The following is a 20074-nucleotide window of genomic DNA, read 5'->3' on the forward strand; positions in this document are numbered from 1 at the left end:
AGCAACTCGAAGAACTTACACGATCCTATGGGTGCGGCACGACTCGGGGGGGGGCGTCCACGGTGGTTCGAGCTCTGCGGTTCTTTCGGCCCATCGCTCTGCGTGCACGAGCCCAGAGCGTCACCACCGACAGTGCGTAAGGGCCTAACCAACTTCACCCACTCACCCCACCCCGGGGCAGATCGGCCTCATCCGCATGCGGTCCACAGCCTACGAACGGTCGACTGCCACTCCGCCCCAGAAGCAGGGAGTCGCAGCCGGGTAATCACGGAACCCGTCGGCACACCAGGCGGGGAGTAGGGGAGCCGTGAATCGACTCCGCCACTCCCCGCTGTTCCCTCCGCGCAGGTGGCCGAATGGGCTCCGGGCGGATGTGCCGCTCAGGCTCCTGTCCCCGCGCGACGGCCGATGCCGGGGATGAAGCGGCCGGCGCGGGTGGTGTAGGTGTCGTACGCGCTGCCGTGCACGCCGGACAGGTAGGGCTCCTCCACCCCGCGGACCTGCAATTCGATCGCCAGGATCAGTACCACCAGAGCCAGTCCGGCGATCAGGTTGGGCACCATCAGCACCAAGCCGGCGGCGGTGCAGGTCATCGCTGTGAAGACCGGGTTGCGTACGTGTGCGAACAGGCCGTCCGTGACGAGTTCGGTGCGCTCAGCGGCATCCACGCCCACGCGCCAGGAAGCACCCATAGCGCTCTGGGCGGTAGGGGTGACCGCGATCCCAGCCAGGGCGAGGACCAGTCCGGCCCAGCGTGGCGCCGCCATGCTGCCCCCGAAGAGCGGGGGCAGCCCGGCTGTTGCAGCGAGCGGGGCGGCGGCTCCGCCGATCAGCGCCACGACGAACAACACTCCGGCCCACCAGGGTGCCGATCCGGGCCGACCGGAGACACCGCGGAATCCGGCGTCTCCGGTACGGCGGCGCTGCATCGCCGCGCGCACGCCGAAGGCCGTCACCGTCCATGTCGCGTACAAGGCGAATGCGGTCCAGGCCCAGCCGGTCATGGCACGACCTCCTTCGGGTCGGTGGTGCAGCAGGAGCAGCCCGGACGGCAGCCGCACGCAGCTGCCTCGGCAGCGGTAGGTGTGTGCTGGGTCGAGGGCGGGACCGCGCAGCAGGCCTTGCCCTGCCAGGCCTCCCGGCCTTCCTTGACGGCGATGGCGGCGATGACCAGGCCGGCGATCGGGTCTGCCCAGCTCCAACCGAGTGTGGCGTTGAGCAGGAGGCCCAGCAGGAGCACCGCGGAGAGGTAGGTGCACAGCAACGTCTGCTTGGAGTCCGCCACCGCTGAAGCCGAGCCCAGTTCGCGACCGGCCCGCCGCTGGGCGGCGGAGAGGAAGGGCATGATCGCCAGCGACAGGGCGGCCAGCACGATGCCGGGAACAGAACGGTGCGCCTCCTCGCCGCCGGCCAGCGCCCGGATCGCGTCGACGGAGACGTAGCAGGCGAGCGCGAAGAACGAGACGGCGATGATCCGCAGGGTGGTCTTCTCGCGAGCTTCGCGCGCGGCATGGTCGCGTGCGGAGAACTGCCACGCCACCGCGGTGGCGGAGGAGATCTCGACGACGGAGTCCAGGCCGAAGCCGACCAGTGCGGTGGAGGAGGCGAGCGTGCCCGCGGTCATCGCGACGACGGCCTCGATGACGTTGTAGGTGATCGTCGCCGCTACCAGTAAGCGTATGCGGCGGGTGAGTGCTTCTCGGCGGCCCGGGGACCGGCTCAACGAGATGTCGGCCATCAGCAGCAGCCCTTCTCTTCCGCCTCGGCGCAAGTGCGGTCCTCCGCAACCGCCACCACGGCAGCGCGCAGGTCGTCAAGCGCGTGCCCGAGGCGCGGATCGGCGAGCTCGTACCGGGTCCGTCGGCCGACCGGTACGGCGACGACCAAGCCGCAGTCACGCAGGCATGCCAGATGGTTGGACAGCCGGGTGCGGGAGATTCCCAACTTGTCGGCCAGATCAGATGGATGCGCCGGGGCTTCACGGAGGGCCAGCAGGAGCTGGCATCGGATCGGATCGGCGAGGGCGCGGCCGAAGCGCGCCAGTACTTCGATGTCGGCGGCGAGAGTCAGCATCACTCCATCGACAGTACACGCGATCGTGAATTCACGGAATGCTGGACTCATGGCAGGTCGCTCCGGTGCAAGCGTCCTTGCGTCCGCTAGCAGTCCGGCTCGCTGAGGTGCAAGAGCTGGTGGCGACCTGTGTCGGAAGGTGTCAAAGAAGGTCGCTCACGCGCGCATTCGTGAGGTGATGAGAGCCGCTTGCGGCCGGAGCGGACTGCACGTGGTGAACCGGGCGGCGTGCATGCGCGGCCGGAGCTTGGCGCAGTGAGGTGGACGAGGGGCGGAGAGCGCCTGGAAGGCAAGGTGCCACCACGGGCTTGACCGGCTCGCTGAGCGTAAGCCTGGACAGTGGCCTCGTCGGCCCGGTCGGACTGCTGGAAGCGGGACACGTAATGGCTCACGAGGGAGTGTGGGATTTCATTGGCCGTACGTAACTCCGCTACCTCGCAACGGAGTTCGGCGACCTGGCTCTCAGTGGCAGCAATGACCCGTTCGTCACCCACAGCGCCCCCTCAACCCGCCACGCGGCGGGCCGCGGTCGTTGCGAAGGCCGTGGCGAGCATCACCACGGTGGCACCGATCAGCAGAGCCGGGGACATGCCCGCCGGCAGGCCGTCGGGGCCGCGCAGGGCGCCCATGAAGTCGAGGGGCGTGATGCCGTTGACCGTCCCGTACCACAGCGGCAGATACGCCGCCTGGAAGAGCCTGTGGGTGCGGCTGAGCATGCCCAACACCAGGGCGAACGAGGGGATGAACAAGGCGCCGAGGAACCAGTGCAGCAGCCCGGGTCCGTCCGATCCCGTGAGCATCCGCAGGGCCGGCCCGATTCCGGCCACGGCGGTGAGCAGAAGGCCGGCTCCCCATTCCGCCAGCACCCGCCTGCGGGCGGCCGGATAGGCGCCGAGGATGGCCTCGACCCCGTGCTCGTGCCGCTGCGTACCGAGTCGTGACCAGATGAGCACGGGCCAGATCCAGGCCAGCGGAAGCAGGATCCTGGTGACACCGGTCGCGGGTGTCACCATCTGGGACACGGCGGTGAGCGTCAGTACGCCGGCCCACCACCACAGCGGGACGCCCTGGACCAGGACGCGCACCTCGCCGACGAGCAGCCGTACTGCCGAGTTGCCCAGTTTGACCTGGGCCCGCGGTACGTTTCCGAACGTGTCGGACCGCGCGGCACCCGGCTCCTCCTGGATGGCCACGACCGGCATGGCCGGGAACGTGCTCCTGTCCTCGGTCCGGTCGTCGGCGGACTGTGCCGACGGATCCTGGAGCTCCCGCCCGCGTGCCGGGTCGAACCGGGGGAACCAGAAGGCCGGCACCAGGGCCAGCGCGACGGCGATCAGGAGGAGCACGCAGCGGGTGAGAAGGTATGCGGAGCTCGGGTCGAACCCCGTCCACTCGAAGGTCTTCAGGGGCTTGCTGACCAGGGTGAGGCCGAGGCTGAACTCACCGGCCTCGGAGGGATCGATGCCCTGCGCCTTCATGCTGTCGCCCAGGGACTGCACCACCTGGTGGACACCGATCCCGCCGAGCGGCGCATTCGGCGACTGGCCACCGATCGCGATGAAGGCCCAGATGAAGAACCAGAGCACGTTTCCCAGGCCCGCCCGCAGGAACGGAATGGCCTCAAAGAGCAGGGCGGCCGCCGCAGTGAACGCCATGAGCGGCAGCGCGATCAGGACGAAGGGGCTCAGCAGATCGACGGGGTCGACTGTGGTCGCCTCACCGCGGGCCAGCTGCATCACCACTGCCGTGACGGCGAGGACGCCCAGCATGGACGCAAGTACCAGGACGCTGCTGAGGAACTTCGAGGTCAGGTAGGCCATGTTGCTCAACGGTGTGGCGGCCAGAAGACGTCCGACACCGGTGCTCTCGTCACGCGAGATGGCGTTGCGTACGACGTAGAAACCACCGAGCGACAGCCACACTGCGCCGGCCAGGGCCACGACCATGCCGACGTAGGCACTGTTGTACGCACCGCGGTAGTCACCGACCTGCATCACGACCCAGCCGGCCTCCTTGGCCGGGGTGGCGAGGTAGCCGAGGCCCACGGCGGCGAAGAGGATCACCGCGTAGGCGGGGCGCCGCACCCGGTCCCAGAAGTCCGCGACGGCGAGCCTGAAGGGCATCCGCATGGTCTACCTCCCCTCCGGGTGCGGCAGACCGGCGAACTCCTGTGTGCTGCCGACCACTTGGCTGACGATGGCCAGGTAGGCGTCCTCCAGATCGGGCGTCACCTGCTGCGCCGTCGCATACGGCGGTACATGGGTCAGCAGCCGTACGCGTACGCCGCTGCTGGTGCGTACCATGCGGCTGACCAGGTGCCGCTGCTGGAGCGCGGGCACATCGCCCGGGTCGGCCAGGACCTCCCACACCCAGCCCTCCACGGCCGCGAGCAGGTCCTCCGGGGAACCGCGGCGCAGCAGGCGGCCCTGCGCCACCACCGCGATGTCGGAGGCGACCGACTCGACGTCCGAGACAATGTGTGTGGAGAGCATGACCACGCGGTCGGCGGCCAGGTCACTGAGCAGGTTGCGGAAGCGGACGCGCTCCTCGGGGTCGAGACCGGCGGTGGGCTCGTCCACAATGATCACTTGCGGATCGGCGAGCAGAGCCTGGGCGATCCCGACCCGGCGCATCATCCCGCCGGAGTACTTGCCGAGGGGGCGTTTGACCGCCTCGGTGAGGTTGACCAGTTGGAGGAGTTCGTCGATGCGGGTGCGTGCGGAGCGGGCCGAGAGTCCCTTGGCCGCCGCAAGGTAGGAGAGGAACTCCCGCGAGGTGAGATTGGGGTAGACCCCGAAGTCCTGCGGGAGGTAGCCGAGCGCGCGGCGCAGCACGTCCGGCTTGGCGACCACGTCGGTGCCGTGAAAGAGGACCCTGCCGCTGGTGGGGCGGGTGACCGTCGAGGCGATCCGCATGAGTGAGGACTTGCCCGCGCCGTTGGGGCCGAGCAGACCGAGCATTCCGTTGTCCAGACGCATCGTCATGCTGTCCACGGCGCGCTTGCCGCCGCGGTAGACCTTGGTGATGTCGACGAGTTCAAGCATGGTGTCTCGCCTCCTAGCCCCAGGACCGGACAACCGGGACGGTGGCGGCCGGAATGGCTCCCGCCGCCTTGTTCTTCGCACCCTTGAGGTCCGTCGCACGGCCGTTGCGCAGCACCTTCAGGGACTTGGGCACCTCCACCCGGAAGCGCACATCACAGTTGGCGATCTTGCTGCATTTGGCCTGGAGGTCGAGGATTCCCTTCTTCAGGCTCCAGCTGCTCTCTTCGTCGGCGCCCATGCCCACGTCGAACCAGCGGGTCACCTTGACGTCCTTGCGTTCCGCGGCGACCAGGTCGGTGGGAATGTCGTGCGACCTGACGTTCAGGGTCCTGCCGCCGAAGGAGAAGTTCTTCGTCTCGGGTTTCGCGTCTTCGGCGCTGGCGCATCCCGTGAGACCGATACCTGCGGCAAGGACGACGCCTGCCATGACGTTCCGCGACCATGTACGGGGAACCACGATTACCTCCGGTTGTGTCATCAAGTGGTCACCTAGATTCGCTGTCCGGGCCGCTCGGCACATCTGCCGTTCGGCAGAGATCCGTGATCCGTCTTCCACGGCGGTCAGAGGCATTCGGCGCCCTACTGTGGCGCCGAAGGCGTCCGTACGACGGGGGCGATGGGCAGCGTGCCCGCGACCCGCCAGCCGTTCCCGGCCGCCCCCGCCTCCAGCGCTCCACCCATGAGGTCCTCGGCGAGATCCACTTCGGTGGGAATGGCGCTGGACTCGATGAAGCGGGCAGTGAGGTCGGGCAGGTCGGCGACCCCGTACACGCGGGTGGGGACTTGGGCGGCTTCCTGCGTCCGGCCCGGGGTCTGCTGTTCCTCCTGCCGGGACTGCTCCTCGGCGTCGCGCAGTGCGTGGAGCGTCCGGTCCATCTGCTCCAGGGCACGCAGGCCCGACTCCTCCAGCCGGCCCAGCAGGGCGCGATACTGCTCCGGGTCGTACGCCGTGGCCTGCCCTGCCTGCACTTCGAGGAGCATGCCGGTCAACTCGTGCGCCACGAAGTCGTGCAGCACGCGCGCCATGTGCAGCCGTTGCTCCCTGCGGGCCTTGAGGACGGCCTGCCGGCGGCGCTCATCGACCGCCCGCAGATAGCTGCCGACGGCAATACGCCACCCGCGTGATGTGATGGGCCTTCAGAACGAGCGTCACGCGAGCGTCAACAATTCGAGGTGCTCGCTGAGACGCCTTGTGCCGCCATCGCCGTGCCCGCCTGAATCCGCACATCAGGCGGGTATGCAAACGCGCCCGGCGCTTCACCTGTTGGGCGGAGGGAAACAGGTCGAGCGAGCGATGAGCACCACGAACCGCAGGTCAGGCGCCCTTATTTGCCCTCTCCAGCACCACAACGCACTCCACATGATGCGTCATGGGAAACAAGTCAAACGCCCGCATCCGCCGCGGTGCATAGCCCGCCTCCGCGAAGTACTTGAGGTCGCGGGCCAGGGCGGCCGGGTCGCAGGCTACGTAGGCGATGCGGCGGGGGGTGAGGGAGGCGAGGTGGGTGACGGTGTTTTTGCCGGCGCCGGCGCGGGGTGGGTCGAGGACGATGAGGTCGACGTCGGTGATGCCGGTGCGGGGCAGGATCTGGTCGACCTTGCCGTGTTCGATGCGGACGCGGTCGAGGTCCTGGAGATTGTGGCGGGCGTCCTCGACGGCGCGCTTGCCGGATTCGATGCCGAGGACCGCGCCCTTGTCGCCGACGCGTTCGGCGAGGGCGCCGGCGAAGAGGCCGACGCCGCAGTACAGGTCGAGGGCCATGTCGCCCTTCTTGGGCATCAGGCCCCGCATGACGGCCTCGACCAGGAGGTCGGCGGCCTTCGGGTGGACCTGCCAGAAGCCGCCGTTGCCGACCCGCCAGGTGCGGTCGGCGGCCCGTTCGCGGACGAAGGGGCGGCCGTGGACGCGGTGCACGCCGCCGTCCTTCTCCCCCACCCGCATGACCGAGACCGGCTTGTCGAGTTCGACGATGGGGAGGCGGCCGCCGGGGCGGGGGGTGAGGATGACCTGGCGGTCGTGGGAGCCGGTGGCGGCGATCGCCTCGACGGTGGCGATCTGCGGCCACTCGCGCTTCTCGATGCCGAGTTCGGAGACTCCCGGGGCGGCGATCATGCAGTGGGTGACCGGCTCGATGTCGTGGGAGCGGTGCTTGCGCAGGCCGGCGTGGCCGTCGGCGTCGACGGCGTACTGGACGCGGGTGCGCCAGGCGGGGACCTCGCCCTTGGCAACCTTGTCGCCGGGGGCGGGCTCGACGGTGCCGTCCCAGCCGGCGTCCTCGGGGGAGAGCCCGGCCAGGCGCTGGAGCTGTTCGGCGATCACCGCGGACTTCAGGCGGCGCTGGGCGCCGGGGGCGGCGTGCTGCCAGTCGCAGCCGCCGCAGCGGCCGGGGCCGGAGAAGGGGCAGGGGGCCTCGACCCGGTCCTTGGAGGGCTCCAGGATCGTGACGGCGTCGGTGCGCAGGAAGCGGGCGCCCTCCTCGCCGTCGGTGACGCGGGCGATGACGCGCTCGCCGGGCAGCGCGTGCCGTACGAAGAGGACCTGGCCCTCGTCGGTGCGGGCGATGCAGTGACCGCCGTGGGCGACCGGGCCGACCTCGACCTCGTACTCCTCGCCGACCAGCGACTTCTTGGGTTCTGCCTGCATGGCGGGAGGGCTCCTGAGGTGGGTGGTGAGCGGGGACGGGGGCCGGCCTCCGGAGGGAGGCCAGCCGTCAATTCTACGTCCCGTGGGCCGTGCCCCGGCCCGTGCGCGGACGACCGCCACCAACGGAGGAAAGCCCGCGCTACTTCTTGGTGGCGGCCTTCTCCTTCTTCGGCTGGGCGACCGGGCCACGGCGGACCGCACCCGGAGCGTTCCACTCCGCGCGCTTGCGGGCGCGCAGCTTGGCGGCCTCGGAGGAGTCCAGCTGCCAGGGCACCGAGGTGACCATGACGCCGGGGGTGAAGAGGAGGCGGCCCTTGAGGCGCAGGGCGGACTGGTTGTGCAGCAGGTGCTCGTACCAGTGGCCGACGACGTACTCCGGGATGTAGACGGAGACGGCGTCGCGCGGGCTCTGGCGGCGCAGCGACTTGACGTAGTCGATGATCGGCCGGGTGATCTCGCGGTACGGGGAGGCCAGGACCTTCAGCGGCACCTCGATGCCGCGGCGCTCCCACTCCTCCCGCAGGGCCCGGGTGTCGGCCTGGTCCACGTCCACGCTGACCGCTTCGAGGCTGTCGGAGCGCATCAGCTTGGCGTAGTTCAGGGCGCGCAGGGTGGGCTTGTGCACCTTGGAGACCAGGACGAGGGAGTGCACCCGGGAGGGGCGGACCACATCGTCGTCGGGGGTGTCCTCGGCGGCGATCTCGTCGGCGACCCGGTCATAGTGGCGGCGGATCGCGGACATCGTCACGAAGAAGATGACCATGCCGAGCAGCGCGACCCAGGCGCCGTGGGTGAACTTGGTCAGGAGGACGACGACGAGCACCAGGCCGGTGAAGAAGCCGCCGAAGGCGTTGATGGCGCGCGAGCGGTGCATACGGCGGCGCTTGGCCGGGTCCTTCTCGGTGACCAGATGGCGGTTCCAGTGCCGGACCATGCCGATCTGGCTGAGCGTGAAGGAGACGAAGACGCCGACGATGTAGAGCTGGATGAGCCGGGTGGAGTCCGCGCCGTAGAGGTAGACGAGGATCGCGGCGGCGCCGGCCAGCAGGACGATGCCGTTGGAGAACGCCAGCCGGTCACCGCGGGTGTGCAGCTGGCGCGGCAGATAGCGGTCCTGGGCGAGGATCGAGCCGAGCAGCGGGAAGCCGTTGTAGGCGGTGTTGGCGGCCAGGAACAGCACCAGCGCGGTGGCGGCGGCCAGGATGACGAAGAGGAGGCTGCCCTTGCCGAAGACCGCCTCGGCGACCTGCGAGATGACCGGGTTCTGGGTGTAGCCGGAGCCGATCGGCTTGCCGTTGAGGAGCAGGTCGGTGGCCGGGTTCTCGGCCATCCTGACGTCGGTGGCCATGGCCAGGCCGATGATGCCGCAGAACATGGTGACGGCCAGGCCGCCCATCAGGGCCAGAGTGGTCGCGGCGTTCTTGGACTTCGGCTTGCGGAAGGCCGGCACACCGTTGGAGATCGCCTCGACGCCGGTGAGCGCGGCACAGCCGGACGAGAAGGCGCGCAGCATCAGGAAGATCAGGGCGAAGCCGGCCAGGCCGCCCTGCTCGGCGTGGATGGTGTAGTCGGCGGTGGGGGCCTTCATGGTGTCGCCCATGACGACGCCGCGGATCACACCCCAGGCGATCATGATGAAGACGCCGGCCACGAAGACATAGGTCGGGATCGCGAAGAGCTTGCCCGACTCCTTGACGCCGCGCAGGTTCATCAGCGTCAGCAGCACGATGATGGCGATCGCGCACAGGGTCTTGTGCTCGACCACGAAGGGGATCGCGGAGCCCAGGTTCTCCACTCCGGAGGAGATGGAGACCGCGACGGTCAGCACATAGTCGACGAGCAGCGCGCTGGCGACGGTGAGACCGGCCTTGGGGCCGAGGTTGGTGTTGGCGACCTCGTAGTCGCCGCCACCGCTCGGGTAGGCGTGCACGTTCTGCCGGTACGACGCGACAACGGTGAACATCAGCACCACGACCGCGACCGCGATCCAGGGGCTGAAGGTGTACGCAGACACACCCGCGACGGACAGGACGAGCAGCACCTCGCCCGGCGCGTAGGCCACGGAGGACAGCGGGTCGGAGGCGAAGACGGGGAGTGCGATGCGCTTGGGAAGCAGGGTCTCCCCGAGCTTGTCGCTGCGCAGTGCGCGCCCGATCAAGATCCGTTTGGGCACGTCGGTCAGTTTGGACACGCAGAGGATGCTAAGCCTTCGTCAAGGTCCGCGCCCACCCGCTCCCCGCACGGTATGCGGCCCGGAGGGGCGGATCGAGGCGACCGAGGCGCATCCGGCCTGCTGAGGGGCGCCTCACGGGCCTCACCTCCACAAGATCCGCACGTCATATGCACCTCACGGCCCCGTCTGGGATGCCTTCGTGGTATTCGTCACGGGGTTGGTGATGCTGTCGCTGGGTGCGATGACCGGGTCACGGTGGGTACTACGGTGCGCGGCCGCCCGCCCCTCTCCGGTCACCCCTGCCGGGCCTCCGCCCGCCGCCGGTTCCGGGCGTGCAGCTCGCCCAGGCCCTGCCGGGTGGCGACCAGCAGCACCCGGTCCTGTGGCCGGAGGACGTAGTCGTCGCCCAGTTCGTGCACCAGCTGTGCCGGGGTGCGTTCCCCGTCCGGCGGGGGCGGGGCGGCGGCGCTCGCGGCGTCCGGCTCCGGATCGTCGGGGGCGGAGGTGTCGACCGCCAGTACCCGCAGCCGGCCCGGCCGCAGCACCTCGGCGACCGTACGGCCCTCCAGCGCGGCATGGCCCCGTACCTCGAACCGGGCGATCAGCAGCACCCGGCGCTCGACCGGAATGGCCCCGAGGATCTGGCGCCCCATCATCGCGCCGGCGAAGGCGGGCGCGGCCAGGTACGTGACGCTCCGGCTGCGGGTCAGCGCCCCTGGGTGCGCGGCGCGCAGGGTGCGGTAGACAGCGGTGGCGAACCTGTCGTCGAACAGCCGCAGCGTCACCCGGAGCCGGGGGCTGACCGAGCGGGCATAGAGAGAGGCCTCCAGATTCGTGGTGTCCTCGCTGGTCAGGGCGAGCAGGGTGGCCGCCCGCTCGATCATCGCGGCCTCCAGGACACCTTCCTGTGTGACGTCCCCCAGGACGGTCGGCACCCGCAGCCGGCGGGCCAGGGCGATGCCCCGGGCCTCCGGGTCGCCCTCGATGCACACCACGGGGATGCCCATCTCGTGCAGCCGCGCCAGTACCCGGGTGCCGACCTTGCCGAGGCCCAGCAGCACCACATGGCCCGACAGCCCCCGCGGCGGACGGCGCAGCGCCGAGGCGCTGCGGAAGGTCCCGAGCCCCTCGAACGCCGCCGCGACCAGCACCGGCAGCAGCAACAGCCCGGTCAGCCCGGACAGCAGCTGGAGCACCTTCCGGGGCGCCGGATCGTTGACGGCCGGGTCGTTGATGGCGAACAGGTCCAGCAGCGAGAGGTAGACGGCGTGCACCGGGTCCTCGCCCATGGTCAGGGAGGACGCGACGGCCAGCGCCAGCACCGCACCGACGACCCCGGCCAGGGACCAGCGCAGCCGCCGGGAGAAGAGGGAGGCGAGCGGTGCGCCCCGGCCGCGGAGCCATCGGCGCCGTATGGGCCGGCCCGTGTAGGAGACGGTCTCCAGGACGACGGTGCCGCAGCCGGCGGCGGCCGCGGTCGTGGCGTCGTCCGGCAGCATGACGGGCCCCTCGTCCCCGTCCGCCGAACCGGCCGCGTCCGCCGGGTCGTTGGCGGACGGGGACAGCAGCGCGAGGGTGCACAATCCGGGGCCGCCGGGCCGGCCGGGTGGCACCGGCGCACGCTCCACGGCCCGCAGCAGCAGCCCGTCCGCCTCGATGACCCTGCTGGTGCCGGCAACCGCCGCGCCCGCCAGCGCGGGGGCCACGGTGTCCGCGTCGGACAGCACGGTCGTGGTCGCGCCCGCCTCCTCCACGTCCCCGGCGTCCTCGGAGCCCAGCGCGGCGACCGCCGCCGCCTGGTCGAGCAACTCCTCCAGATGCTGGCCTAGTTTGCGGTTGTAGAGCCGGATGACCAGCCGCAGCCGGGGGTTGAGCCGGCGGGCACGCAGCGCGGCATGGATGTTGAGCTCATCGTCGTCGTAGACCAGGGCCAGCGCGCCCGCCCCGGCGATCCCGGCATCGGTCAGCGCCGCGTCGTCCGGCTGCGCCGCCTCCAGGATCCGTAACGTCTCCTCCGCCGGCTCCGCCCCGTCCCCGGCGGCCTCGGACGACAGCGGCGCGGGACGCACCATCGCCGCCGACACCCGGCCCAGCAGCGCACCGGCCCGGCCCAGCGCACCGGCCGGTGGCGGAATACGGGGGCGCTGCGGTTCCCGGGCGGAGGGAACGACGAGCGTCACCCGTTCGCCGTAGACATCCCGGAGCTCGGCGGCCAGGCGATGGGCCAGCGCATCATCGCCGCAGACCACCATGTGCGAGGTGGAGGAGCCCTGTTGGGGCTGGAGAGGCAGGTTGGGCACACCTCGTAGCGTGCCTTAAGGGCGCGACGCGGCGCAGCCCGGCTCAGGAGGCCGTGGCATCGGCGGTGCGGATCCGCGGAGACCGGGGCCCACCGCGCCCCCTACCGGAACCGCCATTACGGCTACGGTTGTACCGGACCACGGTGCGCCCGGCGCTCTCGCTGTCGCATCCGGTCCTGTCACGAGCCGTGGCTCCGTGTCGCCGGTACTGGGAGAAGAAGGTAGTGAGCAGGGTGTTTGTGCAGGTCAGCGCGCTAGTACAGGGCACGGGGTAATCAGCATGCACATCGTCATCATGGGGTGCGGACGGGTGGGCTCCGCGCTCGCGCAGACCCTGGAGAGCCAGGGGCACACCATCGCGGTGGTCGACCAGGACCCGACCGCGTTCCGCCGCCTGGGCTCGTCCTTCGGCGGCCGCCGGGTGACCGGCGTCGGCTTCGACCAGGACACCCTGCGCGAGGCCGGCATCGAGGAGGCGGGTGCCTTCGCGGCCGTCTCCAGCGGTGACAACTCGAACATCATCGCCGCCCGGGTGGCCCGCGAGATGTTCGGTGTCGAGAATGTCGCGGCCCGTATTTACGACCCGCGCCGCGCCGAGGTCTACCAGCGCCTGGGCATCCCCACCGTCGCGACCGTCCGCTGGACGGCCGACCAGATGCTGCGCCGGCTGCTGCCGTCGGGCGCCGAGCCGCTGTGGCGCGACCCGAGCGGCGGCGTCCAGCTCGCCGAGGTGCACACCGCGGCCTCCTGGGTGGGCCACAAGATCAGCACCCTCCAGGAGGAGACCGGCGTCCGCGTCGCGTTCCTCACCCGGCTGGGCGAGGCGATGCTGCCGACCTCGCAGACGGTGTTGCAGGAAGGCGACCTGGTGCACGTGATGATGCGCACCGACGAGGTCGAGAAGGTCGAAGCGGCATTCGCCACGGGTCCTGAGGGGGCGCAGTCATGAGGGTTGCGATTGCGGGCGCGGGCGCCGTGGGCCGTTCCATCGCCGGTGAACTCCTCGAAAACGGTCACGAGATCCTGCTGATCGACAAGGCGCCGACCGCCATCTCGGTCGAGCGGGTGCCGCTGGCGGAGTGGCTGCTGGCCGACGCCTGCGAGATCACCTCGCTCGACGAGGCGGCGCTCCAGCGCTGCAACGTCGTCATCGCGGCGACCGGCGACGACAAGGTCAACCTGGTCGTCTCGCTGCTCGCCAAGACCGAGTACGGGGTGCCGCGGGTGGTCGCGCGGGTCAACAACCCGAAGAACGAGTGGCTGTTCAACGAGTCCTGGGGCGTCGATGTCGCGGTCTCCACACCGCGTCTGATGTCGGCCCTGGTCGAAGAGGCGGTGAGCGTCGGCGACCTCGTCCGGCTGCTGCGCTTCAGCCACGGTGACGCCAACCTCGTCGAGCTGACGCTGCCCCCGGAGGCCGCGCTGGCCGGTACCCGGGTCGGCGATGTCGACTGGCCCGAGGACACCTCCCTGGTCACGATCATCCGCGGGACGCGGGTGCTCACGCCCAACAAGGAGGACGCGCTGGAGGCCGGCGACGAGCTGCTGTTCGTGGCGGCGCAGTCGCGTGAGGAGCAGCTGGAGGACCTGCTGTCGGTGCGGCGCGAGGACGCGTAGCGCCCGGCGGAGACCGGAAAAAACGCCGGGGCCCGGGAACCAAGCGGTTCCCGGGCCCCGGCGTTTCCGTGTCGCGTCAGCGGCGGTGGCGGCCGCCCTGCGGCCGGTCGGACTGCGGCTCGGCCGCGGCCTCCTGCACGAGGTCCCTGCCGAGGTCGTCGGCGACCCGGTCCAGCGTCTCGCGCTCGGCGCGGCGCCGCTCCTCGGCCTCCTCCTCGGCCTTCTCCTTCGCCTCCATCTCAGCGAAGACATCGATCGGCGCGGGCGCCTTCGCCAGGAAGACCCAGGTGAGATAGACCGCCAGCAGGAACGGCGGGATCTTCAGCGCGATCAACACCCAGCCGAGCTGGGTGGTGTCCGCCCACCAATACAGCGGGAAGAGGATCGCGCACTTGGCGAACAGGATCAGCCCCCAGGCCCAGCTGGCCTTCGCATACGCCTTCTTCCGGCCCGGGTTGCGGGTGCGCCAGGAGAGGTTCTCCTTGAACACCGGTCCCAGGATCAGCCCGATCAGCGGCACGCCCGCGAGCGTGGTGATCATGTAGGCGAGGGCCAGGCCGAGGGTGTAGAGCATGCCCGGCAGGTAGAAGTCCTTGGCGTTGCCGGTCATCATCGCGAAGACCACACCGAAGGCCACCCCGAAGACGCCGCTGAAGGCGTGCTTGACGGTGTCCCTGCGGATGAGGCGGAGGACCCCCAGCACCAGCGAGACGGCCAGCGCGGCGATCGCCGAGAGGTGCAGGTCCTTGTTGATCGTGAAGATCGTCACGAACAGCAGGCCGGGGACGACGGTCTCCACCATGCCGCGGACCCCGCCGAACGCCTCGAACAGCGCCGCCTCGGTCACCTGCCTGCCGTCGGCGGCTCCTTCGGTGCCCGGGTCGGGCGAGGCGGGCGAGGGGCCTGCGGAGGGTTCCGTATCGGCATGCGCGTCAGTGGTCGGTCGGTCGTGAGACGTCACCGGCTACTCCTGTCCGAGCGGTCGGAGTTCGTACTTCGGATTGAAGAGCACCCGGCGTCCGTGGCTCAGGGAGACCCGGCCCGAGGCGATGAGCTTGCGGCCCGGCTCTATCCCGGCGATGGAGCGGCGGCCGAGCCACACCACGTCGAGCGCCGCGGAGCCGTCGAACAGCTCCGCCTCCAGCGCGGGCACACCGGCGCGCGGGCGCAGCGTGACATGCCGCAGGGTGCCGGTGACCTTCACTATCTGCCGGTCGTCACAGTCGCAGATACGGGTGCATCCCGCGTCCTGCGCGTCCTGTTGCAGCTCGGCGGACTGCAACTCCTCCTCGGAGGAGGACAGCCTGTCGAGCAGCCGGCGGAAACGACCTGCCGGCTTCTCGGATCGGGTCCCAGCACTCATGGCCCCAGCGTACCGGTGGCCGGGGACCGGGATCACGGCCCGCGCGCGGAGTTCGTACCCACCGCACAAAGCCGCGGCCGGCCGCCGGGGCGCTACTGCTCGAACCGGTAGCCCATCCCCGGCTCCGTGATGAAGTGCTTGGGATGCGAGGGGTCGCTCTCCAGCTTGCGGCGGAGCTGGGCCATGTACACCCGCAGATAGTTGGTCTCCGTGCCGTACGAGGGCCCCCAGACCTCCTGGAGCAGCTGTTTCTGGCTGACCAGCCGGCCCGCGTTGCGGACCAGGACCTCCAGCAGATGCCACTCGGTGGGGGTCAGCCGGATGTCCCGGCCGCCGCGGTTGACCTTCTTCGCGGCGAGATCGACGGAGAAACCTTCCGCCTCCACGATCACCTCGTCCTCGGCCGGACCGGTCGGCTCGGCCCGGCGCACCGCCGCCCGCAGCCGGGCCAGCAGCTCGTCCATGCCGAACGGCTTGGTGACGTAGTCGTCCGCGCCGGCGTCCAGCGCCTCCACCTTCTCGTCGGAGGTCTGCCGGGCGGACAGCACCAGGATCGGCACCCGCGTCCAGCCCCGCAGCCCCTTGATCACCTCGACGCCGTCCATGTCGGGCAGACCGAGGTCGAGGACGATGACATCGGGGTGGCGGGCGGCGGCGAGTTTCAGGGCGGTGGCCCCGTCGGGGGCGGCGTCGACCTCGTACTTGCGCGCCTTCAGGTTGATCACGAGCGCCCGCACGATCTGCGGCTCGTCATCAACCACAAGCACCCGGTTCACTGGCGTTCTCCTCGTGATGTCGTCTCCCGGCGGGGCGGGCCCGCCGGGCGTGGGATGCGGGGGATCCGTGCGGTCCCGCTCATGTCGTGGCCTGGGCCGGAAGATCAGGCCGGGCCGGCGGGCGGCCGGGCGCGGCGCGGAGGGTCAGCACCATGGTCATCCCGCCTCCGGGGGTGTCCTCGGCGGCGAGCGTGCCGCCCATCGCCTCCGCGAAACCGCGCGCCACGGCCAGCCCCAGCCCCACCCCGGCACCGCGCGGCGCGTCACCGTAGCGCTGGAAGGGCTCGAAGATCCGGTCCTTGGCGCTGTCCGGCACCCCCGGCCCGCGGTCGGCTATCCGCAGCTCCACCCGCTCACCGAGCGCACTGGCCGAGACCAGCACCGCCGCCCCGTCCGGGCTGTACTTCACGGCGTTCTCGACGAGATTGGCGACCGAACGCTCCAGCAGCCCCGGATCGACGGCGACGATCGGCAGCTCCTCGGGGATGTCGAGGGTGACACTGCCCTCCGGCACACCGCCCAGCGCCATCGGCACCACCTCGTCGAGGTCGATCTCCCGGATCAGCGGGGTGACCGTGCCGGTCTGGAGCCGGGACATGTCCAGAAGATTTCCGACGAGATGATCCAGCCGGTCGGCGCCCGCCTCGATGCCGGCCAGCAGCTCCGCCTCGTCCTCCGGGGACCAGGCGACATCGTCGGAGCGCAGGGAGGTGACGGAGGCCTTGATGCTCGCCAGCGGGGTCCGCAGGTCATGGCTGACGGCGGCCAGCAGCGCCGTCCTGATGCGGTTGCCCTCGGCCAGCTCCCGGGCCCGCTCCGCCTCGCCCACCAGCCGCTGCCGGTCCAGGACCACGGCCGCCTGAGCGGCGAACGCGGCCAGCACCCGGCGGTCCTCGGCGGGCAGCACCCGGCCGGTCAGCGCCAGCGCCATGTGGTCACCCACGGGCATGTCGACATCGGCGTCCTCGGGGCGCCGCAGCGGCGTGCCGTGGTCGGTACCGGCCCGGCCCGCACAGGTCCACGGCTCGACATCGCCGGCCCGCTCCAGCAGCGCCACCGTCTCCATCCCGAAGGTCTCGCGCACCCGCTCCAGCAGGGCGTCCAGGGTCGTCTCACCGCGCAGCACACTGCCCGCCAGGAAGGACAGGATCTCCGACTCGGCGCGCAGCCTGGCGGCCTGGTGGGTGCGGCGGGCGGCGAGGTCCACCACGGAGGCGACCGAGACGGCCACCGCGAAGAAGATCACGATGGCGACGAGGTTCTTGGGGTCGCTGACCGTGAGGGTGTGGGTGGGCGGTGTGAAGTAGAAGTTCAGCAGCAGCGAGCCGACCGCGGCCGACGCCAGCGCCGGCAGCTGCCCGCCGAGCAGCGCCGCGACGACCGTCAGGAAGAGGAAGAGCAGCACGTCGTTGGCCAGGCCGGGACCGTTCGCGATGCTGGTCAGCAGCAGCGACAGCAGCACCGGGCCGACCACGCCGACGAGCCAGCCGGCGATGATCCGGGTCCGCCCCAGCCGCGCACCGCGCGCCACCGGCAGCCCCCGGCCCTTGGCGACCTCGTCGTGGGTGACGATGTGCACATCGAGATCGGGCCCGGAGTCCCGGGCGACCGTCGCGCCCACCCCCGGCCCGAAGATGTACTGCCAGGCCTTGCGGCGACTGGAGCCCAGCACGATCTGGGTGGCGTTGACGCCGCGCGCGAACTCCAGCAGCGCGCTCGGTATGTCGTCGCCGATGACGTGGTGAAACGTCCCGCCGAGGTCCTCCACCAGGGTGCGCTGGACGGCGAGTTCCTTGGGCGAGGCCGAGGTGAGCCCGTCGCTGCGCGCGATGTAGACGGCGAGCACCTCGCTGCCCGAGCCCTTGGCCGCCATCCGGGCCGCACGACGGATCAGCGTGCGCCCCTCCGGCCCGCCGGTCAGCCCGACGACGATGCGCTCCCGCGCCTGCCAGGTGGAACGGATCGAATGCTCCGCGCGGTACTCCTGGAGATACTCGTCCACCCGGTCGGCGACCCACAGCAGCGCCAGCTCGCGCAGCGCCGTGAGGTTGCCCGGACGGAAGTAGTTCGACAGGGCCGCGTCCACCTTGTCGGGCTGGTAGATGTTGCCGTGCGCCATCCGCCGGCGGACCGCCTGGGGCGACATGTCGACAAGCTCGATCTGATCGGCCCTGCGCACGATCTCGTCCGGCACGGTCTCGCGCTGCCGCACACCCGTTATGGACTCGACGACATCACCGAGCGACTCCAGATGCTGGATGTTCACCGTCGAGATCACATGGATCCCCGCTTCCAGCAGCTCCTCGACGTCCTGCCAGCGCTTGCTGTTGCGCGAACCGGGCACGTTGGTGTGCGCCAGCTCGTCGACCAGCGCCACGGCCGGCAGACGGGCCAGCACCGCGTCCACGTCCATTTCGGTGAAAACCGCGTCGCGGTACTCCAGCTCCCGGCGCTGAATCTGCTCCAGCCCGTGCAGCATGACCTCCGTACGGGGCCTGCCGTGGTGCTCCACGAACGCCACGACGGCATCCGTCCCCCGCTCCACACGCCGGTGCGCCTCGGACAGCATCGCGTATGTCTTGCCGACGCCTGGTGCCGCGCCGAGATAGATCCGTAGCTTGCCGCGTGCCATGGCCCCATTGTCTTACGTGAAGGCCGCCCCCACCGGGCTGAACCTGCTGCGACCCTACCCAGCCAACAAGGGGACAAAGGGCGCAGTTGGGGGGTGAGGGGTGGGTTTTGACGGGACTCTGATGGGGGGTGGGGGTGGGTATGTGGTCGAGGCCGGGCAGCCCGTCGTAGGGCCAGTGGCGCGCCCACTCGCCGCGTTCCCGCGGCACGGCCGCCGCGCCGGGCCCGGCGTCGGCCGCGCTCTTGTGGGGGGGTGGGGCTGTGGGCGTGTGTGGGGGCTGTGGGTGAGGTGGTAGCGATCGGGGTGGCGAGCCGATGAGCAGGCGGGGCCCGGGCGGGGTCGGCGGGACCGCCAGGGTCGCCAGGGTCGCCAGGGTCGCCAGGGTCGCCAGGGTCGCCAGGGTCGCCAGGGTCGCCAGGGGGATGGTGAGGCCGAGCCGGCAGCCGGTGGTCCCAATAGGCCGGGGTCGGGGTGCGGCCCGTCCCGCCGCATACGGGCGGGCGCCGCGCGAAGAGGTACGCGACGCCCGCCGGGACGTCCGGCTGAGGGGCCGGACCCGGGCGCGGCGGGCACCACGGACCGTCGTCGTGCGGCGGCTGCCCGGCGGCGCAGAGCGCCCCGTCCTGGCTCCATGACACCGGCCGGGGCGGAGGCGCACCAGCCCAACACGCCTTCCCTGACGCCTCACTGACGCCGAACGGCCGGTGGAAAGGCATGAACCATGGCCGGAAAAATGCCGTCGCCCGGGCACCGGCCGACTGCGACGATGCCCCCATGACCGAGGCACATCTGACGACGCCCCGCCTGACCGACGTACGCATCGCCCACACCGCCGATCTGGACGTCACCACCCTCAAGGCGGCCCGCACCCTCCTCTACGACGTCTTCGACGACATGACCGCCGAGGACTGGGAACACGCACTCGGCGGACTGCACGCCCTGATCCACGAGGACGGCGAACTGATCGGGCACGCGAGCGTCGTACAACGACGACTGCTGCACGGGGGCCGGGCGCTGCGCTGCGGATATGTGGAGGGCGTCGGCGTACGCGCGGACCGGCGCGGCCGTGGCCATGGCGCGGCCCTGATGGACGCCCTGGAGCGGGTGGTGCACAGCGGCTACGACCTGGGCGCGCTCGGCGCCGCCGACGAGGCCGCGACCTTTTACGCGGCCCGAGGCTGGCAGCAGTGGCACGGCCGCTCCTGGTCACTCACCCCGGACGGCATCCAGCGCACCGCCGACGAGGACGGCTGCATCTACGTCCTGCCGGCTGCGGCCACCCCACTCGACCTCGACTCCGACCTCACCTGCGACTGGCGCGACGGCGACGTCTGGTGAGGTAAGGGGGATGGGAGTGGGGTGGGGGTGGGGCGGACGGTGGGAAGGGGGCGGCGCCGGGGGGGGGGGGGGGGGGGGGGGGGGGGGGGGGGGGGGGGGGGGGGGGGGGGGGGG

General features: G+C 70.8%; 17 protein-coding genes. 3 read left to right on the forward strand and 14 right to left on the reverse strand.

All coding sequences use genetic code 11. The features are described 5' to 3' along the window. Window positions 1-380: 380 nt before the first annotated feature. The 10 genes from AC3EUV_RS36595 to AC3EUV_RS36640 form a co-directional block, all read right to left on the reverse strand. Window positions 381-1004: a methyltransferase family protein gene (locus AC3EUV_RS36595; RefSeq protein WP_435604779.1), complete on the reverse strand. Its 624-nt coding sequence runs from the start codon at window positions 1002-1004 to the stop codon at window positions 381-383. After that, window positions 1001-1738 (reverse strand): cation efflux transmembrane domain-containing protein, encoded by a 738-nt coding sequence (locus AC3EUV_RS36600; RefSeq protein ID WP_435604780.1) that lies wholly within the window; start codon window positions 1736-1738, stop codon window positions 1001-1003. Before AC3EUV_RS36600 ends, AC3EUV_RS36595 begins: the two co-directional genes overlap by 4 nt. Continuing rightward, window positions 1738-2073 (reverse strand): ArsR/SmtB family transcription factor, encoded by a 336-nt coding sequence (locus tag AC3EUV_RS36605; protein ID WP_435604781.1) that lies wholly within the window; start codon window positions 2071-2073, stop codon window positions 1738-1740. Before AC3EUV_RS36605 ends, AC3EUV_RS36600 begins: the two co-directional genes overlap by 1 nt. A 503-nt stretch (window positions 2074-2576) precedes the next feature. Continuing rightward, the gene (locus tag AC3EUV_RS36610; protein WP_432146942.1) at window positions 2577-4202 is read right to left on the reverse strand and encodes an ABC transporter permease; all 1626 of its coding nucleotides are present in this window, start codon (window positions 4200-4202) and stop codon (window positions 2577-2579) included. 3 nt (window positions 4203-4205) lie between these two features. Continuing rightward, the gene (locus AC3EUV_RS36615; protein WP_432146943.1) at window positions 4206-5117 is read right to left on the reverse strand and encodes an ABC transporter ATP-binding protein; all 912 of its coding nucleotides are present in this window, start codon (window positions 5115-5117) and stop codon (window positions 4206-4208) included. A 13-nt stretch (window positions 5118-5130) separates the two neighbouring features. After that, window positions 5131-5574 (reverse strand): hypothetical protein, encoded by a 444-nt coding sequence (locus tag AC3EUV_RS36620; RefSeq protein ID WP_432146944.1) that lies wholly within the window; start codon window positions 5572-5574, stop codon window positions 5131-5133. 122 nt (window positions 5575-5696) lie between these two features. Beyond that, on the reverse strand, window positions 5697-6143 hold the full coding sequence (locus AC3EUV_RS36625) for a histidine kinase dimerization/phosphoacceptor domain-containing protein (RefSeq protein ID WP_432146945.1): 447 nt from the start codon (window positions 6141-6143) through the stop codon (window positions 5697-5699). Window positions 6144-6432: 289 nt separating this feature from the next. Beyond that, window positions 6433-7761: a class I SAM-dependent RNA methyltransferase gene (locus AC3EUV_RS36630; protein ID WP_432146946.1), complete on the reverse strand. Its 1329-nt coding sequence runs from the start codon at window positions 7759-7761 to the stop codon at window positions 6433-6435. Between the two features lie 139 nt (window positions 7762-7900). Then, window positions 7901-9952, reverse strand: coding sequence for an APC family permease (locus tag AC3EUV_RS36635; protein ID WP_432146947.1), 2052 nt, complete (start codon window positions 9950-9952; stop codon window positions 7901-7903). A gap of 275 nt (window positions 9953-10227) precedes the next feature. Beyond that, a complete protein-coding gene (locus AC3EUV_RS36640; RefSeq protein WP_432146955.1) occupies window positions 10228-12186 on the reverse strand; it encodes an NAD-binding protein in 1959 nt (652 codons plus the stop codon). Window positions 12187-12514: 328 nt separating this feature from the next. On the opposite strand from AC3EUV_RS36640, the gene AC3EUV_RS36645 reads away from it, so the two are divergent. After that, window positions 12515-13183, forward strand: a complete 669-nt coding sequence (locus AC3EUV_RS36645) for a potassium channel family protein (protein WP_432146948.1) — start codon at window positions 12515-12517, stop codon at window positions 13181-13183. Continuing rightward, on the forward strand, window positions 13180-13851 hold the full coding sequence (locus AC3EUV_RS36650) for a potassium channel family protein (protein WP_435604782.1): 672 nt from the start codon (window positions 13180-13182) through the stop codon (window positions 13849-13851). The genes AC3EUV_RS36645 and AC3EUV_RS36650 overlap by 4 nt, the downstream gene beginning before the upstream one ends. A gap of 76 nt (window positions 13852-13927) precedes the next feature. Here AC3EUV_RS36650 and AC3EUV_RS36655 read toward each other — a convergent pair whose 3' ends face one another. The 4 genes from AC3EUV_RS36655 to AC3EUV_RS36670 all read right to left on the reverse strand — a co-directional run bounded on the left by AC3EUV_RS36655 (window position 13928) and on the right by AC3EUV_RS36670 (window position 18622). Further along, on the reverse strand, window positions 13928-14812 hold the full coding sequence (locus tag AC3EUV_RS36655; protein ID WP_435604783.1) for a DUF3159 domain-containing protein: 885 nt from the start codon (window positions 14810-14812) through the stop codon (window positions 13928-13930). A gap of 3 nt (window positions 14813-14815) precedes the next feature. Continuing rightward, window positions 14816-15214 (reverse strand): OB-fold nucleic acid binding domain-containing protein, encoded by a 399-nt coding sequence (locus tag AC3EUV_RS36660; protein ID WP_042159737.1) that lies wholly within the window; start codon window positions 15212-15214, stop codon window positions 14816-14818. Between the two features lie 92 nt (window positions 15215-15306). Next, window positions 15307-15990 carry a response regulator gene (locus tag AC3EUV_RS36665; protein WP_432146951.1) on the reverse strand — a complete coding sequence of 228 codons (684 nt, stop codon included), beginning with the start codon at window positions 15988-15990 and terminating at the stop codon, window positions 15307-15309. Window positions 15991-16069: 79 nt separating this feature from the next. Next, the gene (locus tag AC3EUV_RS36670; RefSeq protein ID WP_432146952.1) at window positions 16070-18622 is read right to left on the reverse strand and encodes a DUF4118 domain-containing protein; all 2553 of its coding nucleotides are present in this window, start codon (window positions 18620-18622) and stop codon (window positions 16070-16072) included. A gap of 774 nt (window positions 18623-19396) precedes the next feature. Between AC3EUV_RS36670 and AC3EUV_RS36675 the strand changes: the two genes are divergently transcribed. Beyond that, a complete protein-coding gene (locus AC3EUV_RS36675; protein WP_435604784.1) occupies window positions 19397-19960 on the forward strand; it encodes a GNAT family N-acetyltransferase in 564 nt (187 codons plus the stop codon). Window positions 19961-20074: the final 114 nt, after the last annotated feature.

It is taken from the genome of Streptomyces sp. bgisy130, assembly GCF_057708345.1.